The 14,054-nt window shown below is 71.1% G+C and carries 13 protein-coding genes; 8 read left to right on the top strand and 5 right to left on the bottom strand.

The window, feature by feature from the left end:
- Positions 1-47: 47 nt before the first annotated feature.
- The 3 genes from ASG40_RS07875 to rsmA are packed head-to-tail and all read left to right on the top strand — an operon-like array spanning position 48 to position 4,573.
- Positions 48-2,669 (top strand): LPS-assembly protein LptD, encoded by a 2,622-nt coding sequence (locus ASG40_RS07875; protein ID WP_055883260.1) that lies wholly within the window; start codon positions 48-50, stop codon positions 2,667-2,669.
- A 48-nt stretch (positions 2,670-2,717) separates the two neighbouring features.
- The gene (gene pdxA, locus ASG40_RS07870; RefSeq protein WP_055883257.1) at positions 2,718-3,737 is read left to right on the top strand and encodes a 4-hydroxythreonine-4-phosphate dehydrogenase PdxA; all 1,020 of its coding nucleotides are present in this window, start codon (positions 2,718-2,720) and stop codon (positions 3,735-3,737) included.
- Positions 3,734-4,573 (top strand): 16S rRNA (adenine(1518)-N(6)/adenine(1519)-N(6))-dimethyltransferase RsmA, encoded by an 840-nt coding sequence (gene rsmA / locus ASG40_RS07865; RefSeq protein WP_055883255.1) that lies wholly within the window; start codon positions 3,734-3,736, stop codon positions 4,571-4,573. The genes pdxA and rsmA overlap by 4 nt, the downstream gene beginning before the upstream one ends.
- A gap of 83 nt (positions 4,574-4,656) precedes the next feature.
- Here rsmA and ASG40_RS07860 read toward each other — a convergent pair whose 3' ends face one another.
- The 3 genes from ASG40_RS07860 to ASG40_RS07850 all read right to left on the bottom strand — a co-directional run bounded on the left by ASG40_RS07860 (position 4,657) and on the right by ASG40_RS07850 (position 7,772).
- A complete protein-coding gene (locus ASG40_RS07860) occupies positions 4,657-5,667 on the bottom strand; it encodes a TIM44-like domain-containing protein (protein ID WP_055883253.1) in 1,011 nt (336 codons plus the stop codon).
- A 131-nt stretch (positions 5,668-5,798) separates the two neighbouring features.
- Positions 5,799-6,929, bottom strand: coding sequence for an ATP-binding protein (locus ASG40_RS07855; RefSeq protein ID WP_082523964.1), 1,131 nt, complete (start codon positions 6,927-6,929; stop codon positions 5,799-5,801).
- 210 nt (positions 6,930-7,139) lie between these two features.
- Positions 7,140-7,772 (bottom strand): S24 family peptidase, encoded by a 633-nt coding sequence (locus tag ASG40_RS07850; protein ID WP_055883251.1) that lies wholly within the window; start codon positions 7,770-7,772, stop codon positions 7,140-7,142.
- Between the two features lie 160 nt (positions 7,773-7,932).
- On the opposite strand from ASG40_RS07850, the gene ASG40_RS07845 reads away from it, so the two are divergent.
- Together ASG40_RS07845 and ASG40_RS07840 are read left to right on the top strand one after the other, a co-directional pair.
- Positions 7,933-8,319 carry a DUF952 domain-containing protein gene (locus ASG40_RS07845; protein WP_055883249.1) on the top strand — a complete coding sequence of 129 codons (387 nt, stop codon included), beginning with the start codon at positions 7,933-7,935 and terminating at the stop codon, positions 8,317-8,319.
- Positions 8,316-9,395 carry a quinone-dependent dihydroorotate dehydrogenase gene (locus ASG40_RS07840; RefSeq protein WP_055883244.1) on the top strand — a complete coding sequence of 360 codons (1,080 nt, stop codon included), beginning with the start codon at positions 8,316-8,318 and terminating at the stop codon, positions 9,393-9,395. The genes ASG40_RS07845 and ASG40_RS07840 overlap by 4 nt, the downstream gene beginning before the upstream one ends.
- Positions 9,396-9,431: 36 nt before the next feature.
- On the opposite strand, the gene ASG40_RS07835 is transcribed toward ASG40_RS07840, so the two are convergent.
- The gene (locus tag ASG40_RS07835) at positions 9,432-10,166 is read right to left on the bottom strand and encodes a hypothetical protein (protein ID WP_055883242.1); all 735 of its coding nucleotides are present in this window, start codon (positions 10,164-10,166) and stop codon (positions 9,432-9,434) included.
- A 231-nt stretch (positions 10,167-10,397) separates the two neighbouring features.
- On the opposite strand from ASG40_RS07835, the gene ASG40_RS07830 reads away from it, so the two are divergent.
- Positions 10,398-11,213 carry a L,D-transpeptidase gene (locus tag ASG40_RS07830; protein WP_055883240.1) on the top strand — a complete coding sequence of 272 codons (816 nt, stop codon included), beginning with the start codon at positions 10,398-10,400 and terminating at the stop codon, positions 11,211-11,213.
- A gap of 97 nt (positions 11,214-11,310) precedes the next feature.
- Here the strand turns inward: ASG40_RS07830 and ASG40_RS07825 are convergent, their stop codons facing one another.
- Positions 11,311-12,051 carry a DUF2076 domain-containing protein gene (locus tag ASG40_RS07825; protein WP_055883238.1) on the bottom strand — a complete coding sequence of 247 codons (741 nt, stop codon included), beginning with the start codon at positions 12,049-12,051 and terminating at the stop codon, positions 11,311-11,313.
- 153 nt (positions 12,052-12,204) lie between these two features.
- On the opposite strand from ASG40_RS07825, the gene ASG40_RS07820 reads away from it, so the two are divergent.
- Positions 12,205-13,470: a DUF2254 domain-containing protein gene (locus tag ASG40_RS07820; protein WP_055883236.1), complete on the top strand. Its 1,266-nt coding sequence runs from the start codon at positions 12,205-12,207 to the stop codon at positions 13,468-13,470.
- A 126-nt stretch (positions 13,471-13,596) separates the two neighbouring features.
- Positions 13,597-13,806, top strand: coding sequence for a hypothetical protein (locus ASG40_RS07815; protein ID WP_055883234.1), 210 nt, complete (start codon positions 13,597-13,599; stop codon positions 13,804-13,806).
- Positions 13,807-14,054: the final 248 nt, after the last annotated feature.

Raw genomic sequence — 14,054 nt, 5'->3', positions numbered from 1 at the left:
ATGGGTCGTTGCGTCACGTCCGGTTGCGGCGGGAGTTGAGACAAGCGTTGCGTAAGGTCGCTGCCATCGCGATCGCGGCCGGTGTTCCGGCGCTGCTGACCGTCGCCCTGCCCCTGGCAGCGGCGGGTTCCGCGGCTGCCCAGACCCAACGGTCGGGAGCCGCCAAGTCGATGCCGGGCAAGCCGATTCCGGGCAAGCCGGCGGCGCCGAAGGCCGGCGAGCGCCTGCTCGTGGAGGCGGCCGAGCTCGTCTACGACAACGACAAGAACACCGTGATGGCGCGCGGCAACGCCGAGCTGAACTACGGCCCGCGCACCCTGCAGGCGGACCGGGTCCTCTACGACCGCACCACCAGCCGCGTCTTCGCCGAAGGCAACGTGCGTCTCACCGACGAGACCGGCGCGGTGCTGACGGCCGAGAAGATGGAGCTGACCGACGACTTCAAGAACGGCTTCATCGACGCCCTGCGCATCCAGCAGACCGTGGAGACCAAGGGGCAGGTCGTGCGCGCCCGGTTCTCGGCGCCGCGCGCCGAGCGCATCGAGGGCGAGCAGACGAGCTTCGACTACGGCACCTACACCGCCTGCGAGCCGTGCAAGAACCGCCCCGAGACGCCGCCGCTCTGGCAGATCCGCGCCACCAAGATCGTCCACAACAACGAGACGCACACGATCGCCTTCGAGGAATCGACGCTCGAGCTCGCCGGCATCCCGGTGGCCTACCTGCCGTATTTCGAGGCCGCCGACCCGACCGTGAGGCGCAAGTCCGGCTTCCTCACGCCGCGCTTCATCTCGTCGACGGCGCTCGGCAGCGGTATCGCGGTCCCCTATTTCTTCAACCTGGCGCCCAACTACGACCTGACCCTCTCGCCCGCCTTCCTGAGCAACCAGGGCGTGCTGGGCCAGGGCGAGTTCCGCCACCGCCTCGACAACGGCTCCTATAGCGTCCGCCTGAGCGGCATCTTCCAGACGACCCCGAGCGCGTTCCTGCCGGGCCCGCTGGGCGCCGGCGACCGCGACTTTCGCGGCGCGGTGGAATCCAAGGGCCAGTTCTACATCAACGATCGCTGGCGGGCGGGCTGGGACGTGGTCGGCGTCACCGACAAGTGGTTCCTCGACAACTACCGCATCCGCAACCAGAGCATCACCACCGACTACTTTCGCGAAGCGGTCTCCACCGCCTACCTGATCGGCCAGGGCGACCGCTCGTGGTTCGAGGCGCGGGCCTATTACTTCAAGGGCCTGTCGAGCTTCGACTGGCAGAAGGAACAGCCGATCGTCGCGCCGGTGATCGACTACGACAAGCGCATCAACGGCCCCAAGCCGCTGGGCGGCGAGGTCCGGTTCGAGACCAACATCACCCACCTGAGCCGGGAAGCCACCGACTTCCAGGGCATCCCGCGCACCGGCAGCTACCTGTTCAGCCCGAGCGCCAACGGCATCAGCTACCCGCTCTACGAGACCTGCACGACCTTCAACCGGGCCAATTGCCTGATCAGGGGCCTGGCCGGCGAGCAGACCCGCGTCTCGGCCCAGGCCTCGTGGCGCCGCACCTTCATCGACGACATCGGCCAGTCGATCACGCCGTTCGCCTACCTGCGCACCGACGCCTTCTTCGTCGATCCGAGCCGCACCGGCTTCCAGAACAACCTCGTCCAGAACATCACGACGCAGGACAACGACTTCTCCGGCCGGGTGATGCCGGCCATCGGCATCGACTACCGCTACCCCTTCGTCGGCAACTTCGGAGGCCTGGGCGTCCACACCATCGAGCCCATCGTCCAGGTGATCGCGCGGCCGAGCGAGACCAAGATCGGGCGCCTGCCCAACGAGGACGCCCAGAGCCTGGTGTTCGACGACACCTCCCTGTTCGAATGGGACAAGTTCTCCGGCTACGACCGGGTCGAGGGCGGCCTGCGGGCCAACGTCGGCGCCCAGTACTCGGTGGTGACGCCGTCGGGCTGGTACGCCAACATCCTGTTCGGCGAGTCGATCCAGATCGCGGGCGTCAACTCGTTCCGTCGTGGCGACATCGCCAACGTCGGCCTCGACTCCGGGTTGGAGCGGCGGGCGTCCGACTACGTCGGCCGGTTCCAGGTCTCGCCCAACCAGAACATCAGCATGATCGCCCGGGCGCGGTTCGACCAGCAGGACTTCAAGGTCAACCGCTTCGAGACCGGCGTGATCGCGCGTCTGGCGCCCTTCGCTCCGGTCGACCTGTCGCTGTTCTATTCCTACTACGAGGCGCAGCCGTCGCTCGGCTTCAACCACCGCCGCGAGGGCGTCTCGGCGGCGGCCACCTACCACGTCACCCCGAACTGGTTCCTCACCGGATCGGCCATCGTCGACCTGACCCACTACCTCGACGTGCGCGACACCTACGCCGACGCGCTGACCAACTACATCGCCAACCCGGTCGGCTCGGCGCCGATCTACGACCGCTCCGGCCGGTTCTTCGTCTCCGGCATGAGCCTCGGCGGCGGCTACCAGGACGAATGCACCACGGTCTCGCTCAACTACATCGTGGCGCCCACGGCCACCGCGCTCGGCACGCGCGAGCGTAACCAGACGGTGCTGCTGCGGGTCGAGCTGAAGACGCTCGGCGAGGCGGACCTGCGCCAGAACGTCAGCTCCGTCACGGCGGCTGACGGCATCGCCGCCGTGCGCTAGGGCTTGCCGGCGATCGTCGCCCTGCGGCGGCGATCGACCGGAGCCGTCATGACACCCCATGTTCCCCTCGCCCTGACGCTGGGCGACCCCGCCGGGATCGGGCCCGAGATCGCCCTGTCGGCCTGGCTGGCGCGGGACGACGGCCCCGGCCTGCCGCCCTTCTTCCTCGTCGGCGACCCCGATTTCGTCGAGCGGCGGGCGAGCGAACTCGGCCTTCAGGTGCCGGTGGCGGAGGTGGGGCCGGAGCTCGCCGTCGAGGTGTTTCCCCGCGCGCTTCCCGTGGTGGCGCTGCCGAGCGGTGCCCGCATCCTGGCCATCGCCGGCTCGCCCGATCCGGCCAACGCCGGCGCCACCCTCGAATCGATCACCGCCGCCCTCGGCTTCGTGCGCGCCGGGTCGGCCGGCGCCCTCGTCACCAACCCCATCGCGAAATACGTCCTGACCCAGGTCGGCTTCGCGCATCCCGGCCACACCGAGTTCCTCGCCGCCCTCTGCGTCGCGCCGGGCGAGACCCCGCCGCTGCCCGTCATGATGCTGTGGAGCGAGACGCTGGCGGTGGTGCCGGTGACGATCCACGTCGCCCTGCGCCGCGTGCCCGACCTGCTGACGCAGGACCTCGTCGTGCGCACCGCCCGCATCGTCGCGGCCGACCTGCGCAGCCGCTTCGGCATCGCGCGGCCCCGCCTCGTCCTGGCGGGACTCAATCCCCACGCCGGCGAGGCCGGGACCATCGGCACCGAGGACCGTGACGTGCTCGAACCGGCGGTGGCGATCCTCCGGGCCGAGGGCATCGACATCCGCGGTCCGCTCTCGGCCGACACCCTGTTCCACCCCCGCGCCAGGGCGGGCTACGACGTGGCGCTGACCCCCACCCACGACCAAGCCCTGATCCCGATCAAGACCATCGCCTTCGACGAGGGCGTCAACGTCACCCTGGGCCTGCCGTTCGTGCGCACCTCGCCCGACCACGGCACCGCCTTCGACATCGCCGGGCGCGGGCTGGCGCGTCCCGACAGCTTGATGGCGGCCCTGCGGCTGGCCGCGCGCCTGATCCGGAGCGTGCCGTGAGCGACGACGGGCTCCCCCCCTTACGCGACGTCGTACGCCGGCACGGGCTGGAACCGAAGAAGGCGCTCGGCCAGAACTTCCTGTTCGACCTCAACCTGACGGGGCGGATCGCCCGGGCGGCCGGCCGGCTGGACGGCGTCACCGTGGTCGAGGTCGGGCCGGGTCCGGGCGGGTTGACCCGCGCCCTCCTCGCCGCCGGTGCCGCCCGCGTCGTCGCCGTCGAGCGCGATGCGCGGGCGCTGCCGGCGCTCGCCGAGATCGCGGCGCATTACCCCGGCCGCCTCGACGTGGTCGAGGCCGACGCCCTGCGGTTCGACCCGCGCGGCCTCGTCGGTTCGGGGCCGGTCCGCGTCGTCGCCAATCTCCCCTACAACGTCGGCACGCCGCTGCTGACGGGCTGGCTGACCGCGCCCGAATGGCCGCCGTGGTGGGAGTCGCTCACCTTGATGTTCCAGCGCGAGGTCGCCGAGCGCATTGTCGCCGACGAGGGCGACCGGGCCAACTACGGCCGGCTCGGCGTGCTCTGCGGCTGGCGCTGCGAAGCCGAGATCCTGTTCGACGTGGCGCCCTCCGCCTTCGTGCCGCCGCCCAAGGTGACCTCGAGCGTGGTGCAGCTCCGGCCCCGCGCCGAGCCCCTGCCCTGCTCCGTGGCGGCTTTGGAGACGGTGACGCGGGCGGCCTTCGGCCAGCGCCGCAAGATGCTGCGCCAGAGCCTGAAGGGCGCCACACCGGACCCGTCCCGCCTGCTCGAAGCGGCCGGCATCCCCGAGACGGCCCGGGCGGAGGAGGCCACCGTGGCGCAGTTCGTGGCGATGGCGCGGGCGCTGGCCGGATAGGCGCGCCCGAGATCCTCCATCGAGGGCACGAAAAAAGCCGCCGGGTTGCCCCGGCGGCTTCGTTGGTCGAACGGTCGGTCGTCTCAGCGACCCTGCTGGATCGCCGAGACCAGCCAGCGTCCGCCGCGCTGGCGCACGAACGTCCACAGCTCCACCGCTTCCGGCTCGCCGGTCTCGACCACGGCGTTGCTGCGCTTGTCGAGGGTGACGTCCTTGATGGCGTAGCGCATGGCGACCGTGGCGTATTCGGTCTGGCCTTCGCTCCAGGATTCCGACAGGTCGCCCTGCAGGAGCTTCACGTCGGAGATCCGGTTGACGACGCCGCGCTGGGCGTTCGCGCGCAGCTCCTCTTCGAAGTAACCCGCCATCTCCGGTGTCGCGACGGTGCGAAGCCGGGCGACGTCCTCGCGGCCGTAGGCCTCCTGGACGTCGTTGAGGGCGAGCTCGAAGCTCTGGAAGTCGCCGGGGCCGATGGCCACCTTGCCGGTCGCCACGGGAGCGGGACCGCCCATCGCGGGGCCGGCCATGCCGGAACCACCCACGGGCGAGCCGCCCATGCCGAGGCCACGGCTGTTGCCGAGGCCGCCCCCGTTCATGCCGCCGGGGGCGCCGCCCGAGCCCATCTCGGTGCGGGCATGACCGGCCGCGGCCGGGGTGCCCTGGCGACGACGGAACCAGCGTACCGCGAAGGTCACGATCAGCACGACGAGACCGACCTGGAGCAGCAGGCCGAGGATCGAGGCGATGCCGCCGAGGCCACCGAAGAAGCCACCGCCGAGCAGCGCGCCGAGCAGGCCCGCTCCGAGCAGGCCGGCCATGAAGCCGCCGCCGAAGCGCGGACGCTGGGCCGCAGCCGGGTTCATGCCGGGGTTGCCCATGGCGGGACCGGGCTGGGTCTGGGTCCGCTGGATCGGCGCGGCGGCGCCGGGTGCGGTCGGCGTGGCCGAGGGGGCCGTATAGGTCTTCGAGCCGCGCGAGCCCATTCCCCCGCTGCTGCCCGGACGGGCCTCCACGATCGGCGCGGCCATGGCCAGCGATACGACGAGGGTCAGTAGGGTGGCCGCGCGCTTGAAGCGCGTGGTTGAGGTGAGCATGGTTTCGCCTCTGCGAAGATCGAATGAGTCCCGGCGGAAATGCCGAACCTTATATGGTGACGGGCGAGGCGGAGTTTTAGTCCATCGCGACCGGCCGCAATCGCGCGACGGCGGCCATCCCTAAGCCTTCGTTACGGCGCGCCCGTGGCCGGGAAGATCAGCCTCACCACCGTCCCCTCTCCCGGCCGGCTCTCCACCGAGACCGTTCCGCCCTGGCGCTTCATCAGGCCGTGGACGATGGCCAGACCCGTCCCCCGGCCGGCCTCGCGGCTGGTGGCGAAGGGAGCGAGCGCCCGGGCCGCCATTTCCGGCGCCATGCCAGGGCCGGTATCGGCCACGGCGATGCCCACCGCCCCGTCCGAGGGGCGGGCCATGCCGTGGTCGTGCGGGGCCACCGCGAAGGTGGAGATGGTGATGGTGCCGCCCTTCGGCATCGCCTCGCAGGCGTTGGTCAGGATCTGGGCGAGGGCGAAGGAAATCTGCGTCGGGTTGCTCATGGCGCAGGCGAGGCCCGGCCTGCACTCCACGGCCAGGGTCACCCGGGGGGGCAGGGTCGGGCGGAAGACCGCGACGAAATCGCCGACCACCGCCCCCAGGTCCACCGGCCGCACGTCTGGGGCGATCCGCCGGGAAAACGCCAGCAGCTGCCGGGTCAGAATGGTGGCGCGCTCGGCCGCGTCGGTGGAGCGCAGGATCGCCCGCTGGATGAACGGCTCCTCCCGGTCGCCGAGGCGGCGCTTGAGGCCGTCGATGTAGCCGATCAGGATCTGGAGGAAGTTGTTGAACTCGTGCGCGACGCTGTTGGTGAGCAGGCCCAGGGCCTCGCGCTGGCGCGACAGGGCGAGGGCGGCCTCGGCGTCGCGGCGCCGGGTGACGTCCACCACCTCGACCAGGCGGTAGCGGCCCGCCGTCGCCGCGTGGCACTCCACCCAGAGGGTCGCGCCGTCCTTGCGGGCCGCCAGGACCTCAATGGTGCCGCCGTCGGCCACCACGGTCGCGAGGGCGGCCTTCGCGTCACGCTCTGTCCTGGCACCGAGCAGGAGCTGCGGCGACCGGCCCAGGACCTCGTTCGCGGCATGATGCGTCAGGGCGAGGAAGGCGGGGTTGGCCGCCACGATCCGCATTTCGGGGTCGGCCGGATCGCACAGGATGGCCGGCACCGCCGAGGCCTCGAACAGCCTGGCGGCTTCGGCACCGAGCGGCGCCGCTGCCGCGGGTACGTCTGCTGCCGCCACCTCTGCCGTGTCCGGTTCGGCCGGCATCGGTCGGGTCTCCTCGCCAGCGCGACAGGCCATGTGGTCGATCCGAGGTGCCGGGGGTGCTCCCCTTCGCCGTCATCGATACCCCCGACGGCGTGTCCGGCCAAATCGGGTCGAGCGAACCGCCGGTTCGCCGAAGCGGCGGTCTGCTCGACCCCACCGCTGTCGCATGACGATGCCGGAAGAGCGGCTTCCCCTTGTCCGCATCGTGCCCTACTGGCGCACCCACATCACCCGCGCCATCCAGGCGATCTCGCCGAGGTTGACGGTCCGGTCGGGATGGGCCGCGTTGAGCGAGGCGAGTTCGATGGTCCGCGCGGTCTTGCGCTTGAGCTCCTTGGCCAGGACCTCGCCCGCCTCAAGGCGAACGACGACCCTGTCGCCCTTGCGGATGTCGGCGGTGGTCGAGACGATGAGGACGTCGCCGTCGCGGTAGAGCGGCTCCATCGAATCGCCCTGAACCTCCAGCGCGAAGGCCCGGTCCTCGCCGAGATCGGGAAAGTCGATCTCCTCCCAGCCGGGCCCGCCGGTGGGGATGCCCTCGTCGGTGAAGAGACGGCCCGAGCCGGCCTGGGTCATGCCGATGAGGGGCACGGTGGTGCGCGGCGGGCCCGACCGCGCCTCGATCAGGCGCAGGAAGTCGTCAAGGCTGGCGCCGGTGGCGGTGAGAACCTTGGAGACCGATTCGGTCGAGGGCCAGCGCTTGCGGCCGTCCGGCCCGATCCGCTTCGAGCGGTTGAAGCTGGTGGCGTCGAGGCCGGCCCGACGGGCGAGGCCGGAGGCGGACAGGCCGTAGCGTTCGGCCAGCCTGTCGATGGCGGTCCAGATCTGCTCGTGGGACAGCATGGCGGCCTCGGCCGAAGCAGCGAATAAGACATACAGCCTAGGTCTAGGAAATTAGAACTTGCCGCGGCGAAAGGCAACAGCGGTTGCCGCCATCGGCGCCGCCCTCTATCGCCAACCCTGCGCGGCCGGCCCCTTCCAACGTGCCGCGAGGACCTTCGCGATGCCGCTCATCTACAAGATCTGTCCGCGCGACCTGTGGCGCGCGGCGCAAGCCGAGGGCCGCTTCCGGGGCGCGCCCGTCGACCTCGCCGACGGCTACATCCATTTCTCGACCGCCGCGCAGGCCGTCGAGACGGCGGCACGGCACTTTTCCGGGATCGACGACCTGCTCCTGCTCAGCGTGGACGCCGATGCCCTGGGGGCGGGCCTGCGCTACGAGCCCTCTCGCGGCGGCGACCTGTTTCCGCATCTCTACGGCGACCTGCCGCTCTCGGCCGTGGTCGCGGTGGCCGACCTGCCCCTCGATGCCGCCGGCCGCCACGTCTTTCCGGCGGAGGTCTTTCCGGTGGAGGTCTTTCCGGCGGGCTTGGGAGGACCCTCGGCATGATCGGGGCCCTGTTCCCCCTGGCGCGGCCGCTCCTCCACGGCCTCGACGCCGAGACCGCCCACAACCTGACCCTGCGCGGCTTGAGCCTGATGCCGGCCCTGGCGCCGGCCACCGACGATCCCGTCCTGGCGGTGGCGTGCCTCGGGCGGCGCTTCCCCAACCCGGTGGGGCTCGCCGCCGGCTTCGACAAGGGCGCGCAGGCGCCCGACGCCCTCCTCGGCCTCGGGTTCGGCTTCGTGGAGGTCGGCGGCGTCGTGCCTAAGCCCCAGCCGGGCAACCCGCGCCCGCGGGTGTTCCGCCTTCCCGCCGACGGGGCCGTCATCAACCGCTTCGGCCTCAACAGCGAAGGCCTCGCGGTGGTCGCCGGGCGCCTGGCCGCCCGCCGCGGCCGGCCGGGCCTCGTCGGGGTCAACATCGGCGCCAACAAGGAGGCGACCGACCGGCTCGCCGACTACGTCGCCTGCACCACGGCCCTGGCGCCGCTGGTGGACTTCGTGACCGTCAACGTGTCCTCGCCCAACACCCCGGGCCTGCGCGACCTGCAGGGCGAAGCCTTCCTCGACGAACTCCTGGCCCGTGTGGTGGCCGCCCGCGACGACGTCCAGCCGACCACCGCGATCCTCCTGAAGATCGCCCCGGACATCACCCTCGACGCCCTCGACGCCATCACCGCCACGGCGGTCCGGCGCGGCGTCTCGGCCTTGGTCGTCTCGAACACCACCGTCGCCCGTCCCGCGAGCCTGACCGAAACCGGCCTCGCCGGGGAGACCGGCGGCCTCTCGGGCCGGCCCTTGTTCGGCCCCGCCACCCGGCTCCTGGCCGAGACCTACCTCCGCGTGGGTGCCACGCTGCCGCTGATCGGCGTCGGCGGCATCGATTCGGCGGACGCCGCCTGGACCAAGGTCAGGGCCGGCGCCTCCCTGCTCCAGCTCTATTCGGCGCTGGTCTACGCCGGTCCCGGCCTCGTCGGCGCGATCAAGGCGGGCCTTGCCAAACGCATCCGGGCCGAGGGCGGGGACAGCCTCGCGGCGGTGGTCGGCCGCGATGCGGCGGCCCTGGCGAAGCTGCCGGGCTGAGGCGGAGCCTACGGTCGAGGGACGGTCCGGCCCCGCTCAGTCGAACAGCGCGTCGATGTCGCCCTGGTCGACGTGGCCCGGATCGTCTCCGAGCCGCGGCCCGTTGAGCAGCGAGCTCTCGTCGTCGACGTCCGGCTTGATGGGGCCGACCCCGAGCACGTCCTTGAAGCTGTCGAGGCCGCCCCAGGCCTCGATCATCCGGTCGAGGTGCTCCTCCACGAACTTCAGGACGCCGACGATCTTGCTGATGCGCTGGCCGGTGAGGTCCTGGAAGTTGCAGGCCTCGTAGGCGACGACGACGCGCTCGAGGATGGCATCGACGTTCTCGCGGCCCGCCGCCGAGGTGCTCATGGCCCGCAGCATGCCGGCGTTGGTCTCGATCTCCTCGATGGCCCCGAGGATCGTGCTGGTCGCCCGCTCGGTGGAATCGACCACCGCGTCGAGTTCGCCCGCGACCCGGCGCATGCCCTTGCCGGTGCTCTCCGAGCGGTAGAGCGTCGCGATCTCCGTCTTGGTCCGGGTGATCGCGTCCTTCATGATGTCGAGTTCGGAGCGCATGGAGAGGGCGTCGGTCAGTTCGCGCCGGCAGGCTTCCACCGTCTCGATCGTGCTCGTCTGCGTCATCTTCCGCAGATCCTGGATCGCGGACAGGATTTCGGTGAGGCGGGCGGCGTTCAGGTCCGAGGTTTCGGCAGACGCCACCGGCGCCATCGCCGGCTGAACACTCGCCAGACCGAGGCTGTCTTCGATGCGATAGCGCTTCATGGTCATGGTGGGGGATCAGCCGGCTATGAGGTCACCGCCGGGACGGTGAACGAAAGGGGTTGCCATTTGCTGAATGGGATCGGTCTTTGCCCGTGGTGACCGAATCTTTACGCTGACTCGCTCCCGCACCGCTGTGCAATCGGATTTCCGGAGGATTCACCACGTTCCTTCATCGGGCGATCCCGGCCCCCTCCGCATCATCGCGCCCGACGAGGCCGGCGGACGGGGGAACGGGCAATGCGTGCAGGGTGGTGTTTGGCGGTGGCGGGGGCGATGGCGCTCACGGCCGGCGCGGAAGCGCAGGCGCAGGGAGGCCGCTACGGCGGCGGCTTCATCGAGTTCCTGGTGACGGGCAACGGTCGTCCCGCTCCCGTGGGTCCGGCCCGGTCCGGCGCACGGATCGGTGCCGATTGGGCGGTGCCCGACCATGCCGCCGCTTACGGCCACGGCGGCGTGGTGGCCCCCGCCCCCCGCCGCCTGTTCTCTGGCGACCGCGTCCCCGACGAGCCGATGCCGGCGGCCGTGCTGCGTGCACCCACACGCCTCGCCGCCCTGCCGCGGGCGACGCCGTTGCGGGATCCCGACCAGGGCGTCATCGCCCGAGCCCCCGATCCGCGCTTCAGCCGCCAGGTGGTGGATTTCGACGGCCGCCAGGCACCGGGCACCATCGTGGTCGATACGCCCTCGAAGTTCCTCTATCTGGTCCAGCCCGGCGGCAAGGCCCTGCGCTACGGCATCGGCGTCGGCCGGCCCGGATTCACCTGGGCGGGCACGAAGACCGTCAGCCAGAAGAAGGAATGGCCGGATTGGACGCCGCCGGCCGAGATGCTGCGCCGCCGTCCCGACCTGCCGCGCCACATGGCCGGCGGCCCGGAGAATCCCCTGGGCGCACGGGCCCTCTATCTCGGCTCGTCCCTCTACCGCATCCACGGTACCAACGAGCCGCACACCATCGGGCAGTCGGTCTCGTCGGGCTGCATCCGGATGATGAACGAGGACGTCATCGACCTCTACGAGCGGGCCGGGGTCGGCACCCGCGTCGACGTGATCTGACGACGAAAAACGCCCGGCACCGGGAACCGGTGCCGGGCGTCCGTCGAAGAACGCGCGATCCTTCGAGATCGGCCCCGTACGACAGGGCCGATCGGGCTCACACCCAGTCGTCGTCGCCGCCGCCGCCGAGGTCGCCGCCGAAATCACCGCCGGCATCGTTGTCGAACGAGGCGCCCTGGAGATCGTTGCCGCCGCCGAGCGCCGATCCGAGGTCCTGGGTGCCGCCGCTCAGGCCCGCCGCTTCCGCACCGGTGCCGCCGAGGCCCGCCGCCGCGGCGCTGCCGAGGCTCGAATGACCGCCGGCGAACGCGTTCGACAGCGCGCTCCCAAGGAGCATGCCGCCGGCCGCACCGGCAGCCATGGGCAGGGCCGTGGCCATGAAGCCGCCGCCGCGCGCCGGAGCCTGCTGCTGGCCGGCCCAGGGACCGCCCTGCTGGGGGCCGCCCTGCGGGCCGCCATAGCCGGGCTGCTGGCCGTAGCCGGGCTGGGGCTGACCGTATCCGGGCTGCCCGCCCTGGCCGCCCCAGGGCTGGCCCGCGGGACGCTGCGGCTCCTGGCGGGAACCGCCGCCGAAGATGCTCGACAGGAAACCGCCGCCGCCCTGCGGCTGCTGCTGGGCGTGCGAGGCCGCCTCGCGGGCCTGCTCGAGCTGCTGGTTGAGGCTCTTGATCGCCTCTTCCTGCACATAGATCAATTGCGCCATCGCGTAGGGGGCGTAGGGCTGGCTCCGAAGCTTGTCGGCAATGAAACGCTCGGCGTCCGCATCGCGGGGCTGGCTTCCCGCCTGCTCGAGACGCTGGAAGATGCCGTTGATGACGTCACGTTCTTCGCTGTTCATGGAGTCGTCCTCCTGGGGCAAGCCGGCGGGTTTGCTCCGCTCAGGCGTGCTTGAGATGGGTGCGTCGATCGGGTTTTGTCAGGGGGCCGCCGCGAACTTCGCGTTATCCGGCCGTTCGACCGTTTCACATCGATCAAGCGCATCGGAGGCCGCATGAACGCGCGGGTGAGAGCCTGGCTGGAGATCCTCGGGGACCAGTTCTGGCTTCGGCCGGCGTCGATCGTGCTCGCCTGCCTCGCCCTGGGGCAGATCGCGGTCTGGCTCGAGACCGCGCGCGTCGCCGGCTACGACGCCTCCTCGCCCGACGCGAACTGGGGGTATTCCGGCGGGGCCCAGGGCGCCCGCGCGCTTCTGAGTGCGGTGGCGTCGTCGGTGATCGGGGTCGCCGGCACCACCTTTTCCATCACCATCGCGGCGCTGTCCCTCGCCTCCGGCCAGATGGGGCCGAGACTCCTGCGCAACTTCACCCGCGACGCCCGCAACCAGATCGTGCTCGGCATCTTCCTCGGGACGTTCGCCTACGCCCTGATCGTCCTGCGCACGGTCCGGACCGTGGAGGAGACCTCCTTCGTCCCGCACCTCGCGGTCACCGGAGCCATCGTGCTCGCGATGCTGAGCGTCGCGACCCTGGTCTGGTTCGTCCATCACATCGCGACGAGCATCAACGTCGAGACCGTGGTCGATGCCGTCCATCGCGACCTGTGCGAGGCCGTCGCGGACCGGTCGCTGGTCGCACCCGGCCTGCCGGTTCCGGCGCAGGGCCCGCCCGGGCTCGCCGTCGCCACGCCGGCGAGCGGCTATCTCCAGGCCGTGAACGCCGAGCGCCTCGCCGATTGGGCCCACCGACGCGGGGTCGTCGTGCGCCTCAGGGTCCGCCCGGGCGACTACGTCCCGACCGGTCTGCCCCTCGCCGAGGTCTCCGCGTCCGTCGAGGGCATCGAGGAGGCGCTCGCGCGCGCCCTCACCTTCGGCCGGCGGCCGGCGGCGCTGCAGGACCTGGAATTCTCCGTGCGGCAGCTTTCGGAGATCGCCGTCCGGGCCCTGTCGCCCGGCATCAACGATCCCTTCACCGCCGTCAGCGTCGTCGCCCACATGGGCGACGCCCTCTGTCGCCTCGCCTCGCGCCATCTTCCCACCGGCGTCCTCGCTCGTCAGGGCCGGATCGCCCTGATCCATCCCGTGACCGATTACGGCGGGCTGTGCGATGCCATGTTCCACCTGATCCGCCAGAACGCGGCCGGGTCGCCCTACGTGCTCGGATACATGCTCGACGTCCTCGGTCGGGTGGCACACGTCGAGGGTTCGCCGAGCCGCGTGAAGGAACTTTTGCGCCACGCGGACCTCGTCATCGCGGCGGCACGGCGCGACGTGGCGGAACCCGCCGACCTCGCCGACCTGGAGCAGCGTCGTCGTTTCTGAGGCCGGCGTGGAGTGCCGCCCGGCAGCTGCCGCTTACACCCGTCGGAAACGGCGCCTGGGAACCGGCGCCCGACGCCGACGCTTGGCTTCCCGGATCGTCGTCCAACCGGACCAGAAGGAACCGCCATGTCGAGCGATATCGAGACACACCGCGCGCTGATCGCCGGGCTCAAGGCCGCCATGGGCAAGGCGGACGGAACCTTCGAACAGGCGGTCACCAGCGCCTTTGAGCACGTCTTCGAACACCTGGAGCGCCTCGACGCACGTGGTGCCGATAGCGGGCCGGAGGGCAAGGATCGCCCCCTCAAGCCCGGCGAGCCGTCGACCCTGAGGTAGGCCCGAACAGAAGCGGCGGCGGGGTCTCCCGTCGGCGGTTGGGTCGAACAGGCCCAACGACGCGAAAGAGGCCGCCCCGGCGAAGGGGCGGCCTCTTTCTCATGCGGATCGAGCCGGAACCGGCCGAAAGCCGGCTCCGATCGGAACGGTCGGATCCTAGTAGGAGCCGAACTTGTAGTTCAGGCCGGCGCGGACGGCGACGAACTCGGTGCCGTTGCTGCGGTTGGAGAAGCCGGGCTGGCGGTAGG

This window comes from Methylobacterium sp. Leaf399, from assembly GCF_001424525.1.
Lineage (GTDB): Bacteria > Pseudomonadota > Alphaproteobacteria > Rhizobiales > Beijerinckiaceae > Methylobacterium.
This window is presented reverse-complemented; position numbering and strand designations above follow the sequence as displayed.

What these genes read in the sequence shown, in the direction of transcription:
- ASG40_RS07815 (WP_055883234.1), top strand. Translation starts at nt 13,597, where the DNA reads ATGTCGAGCGATATCGAGACACACCGCGCGCTGATCGCCGGGCTCAAG.
- ASG40_RS07825 (WP_055883238.1), bottom strand. Translation starts at nt 12,051, where the DNA reads ATGAACAGCGAAGAACGTGACGTCATCAACGGCATCTTCCAGCGTCTC.
- ASG40_RS07840 (WP_055883244.1), top strand. Translation starts at nt 8,316, where the DNA reads ATGATCGGGGCCCTGTTCCCCCTGGCGCGGCCGCTCCTCCACGGCCTC.
- ASG40_RS07855 (WP_082523964.1), bottom strand. Translation starts at nt 6,929, where the DNA reads ATGCCGGCCGAACCGGACACGGCAGAGGTGGCGGCAGCAGACGTACCC.
- pdxA (WP_055883257.1), top strand. Translation starts at nt 2,718, where the DNA reads ATGACACCCCATGTTCCCCTCGCCCTGACGCTGGGCGACCCCGCCGGG.
- ASG40_RS07845 (WP_055883249.1), top strand. Translation starts at nt 7,933, where the DNA reads ATGCCGCTCATCTACAAGATCTGTCCGCGCGACCTGTGGCGCGCGGCG.
- ASG40_RS07820 (WP_055883236.1), top strand. Translation starts at nt 12,205, where the DNA reads ATGAACGCGCGGGTGAGAGCCTGGCTGGAGATCCTCGGGGACCAGTTC.
- ASG40_RS07835 (WP_055883242.1), bottom strand. Translation starts at nt 10,166, where the DNA reads ATGACCATGAAGCGCTATCGCATCGAAGACAGCCTCGGTCTGGCGAGT.
- ASG40_RS07860 (WP_055883253.1), bottom strand. Translation starts at nt 5,667, where the DNA reads ATGCTCACCTCAACCACGCGCTTCAAGCGCGCGGCCACCCTACTGACC.
- ASG40_RS07850 (WP_055883251.1), bottom strand. Translation starts at nt 7,772, where the DNA reads ATGCTGTCCCACGAGCAGATCTGGACCGCCATCGACAGGCTGGCCGAA.
- ASG40_RS07830 (WP_055883240.1), top strand. Translation starts at nt 10,398, where the DNA reads ATGCGTGCAGGGTGGTGTTTGGCGGTGGCGGGGGCGATGGCGCTCACG.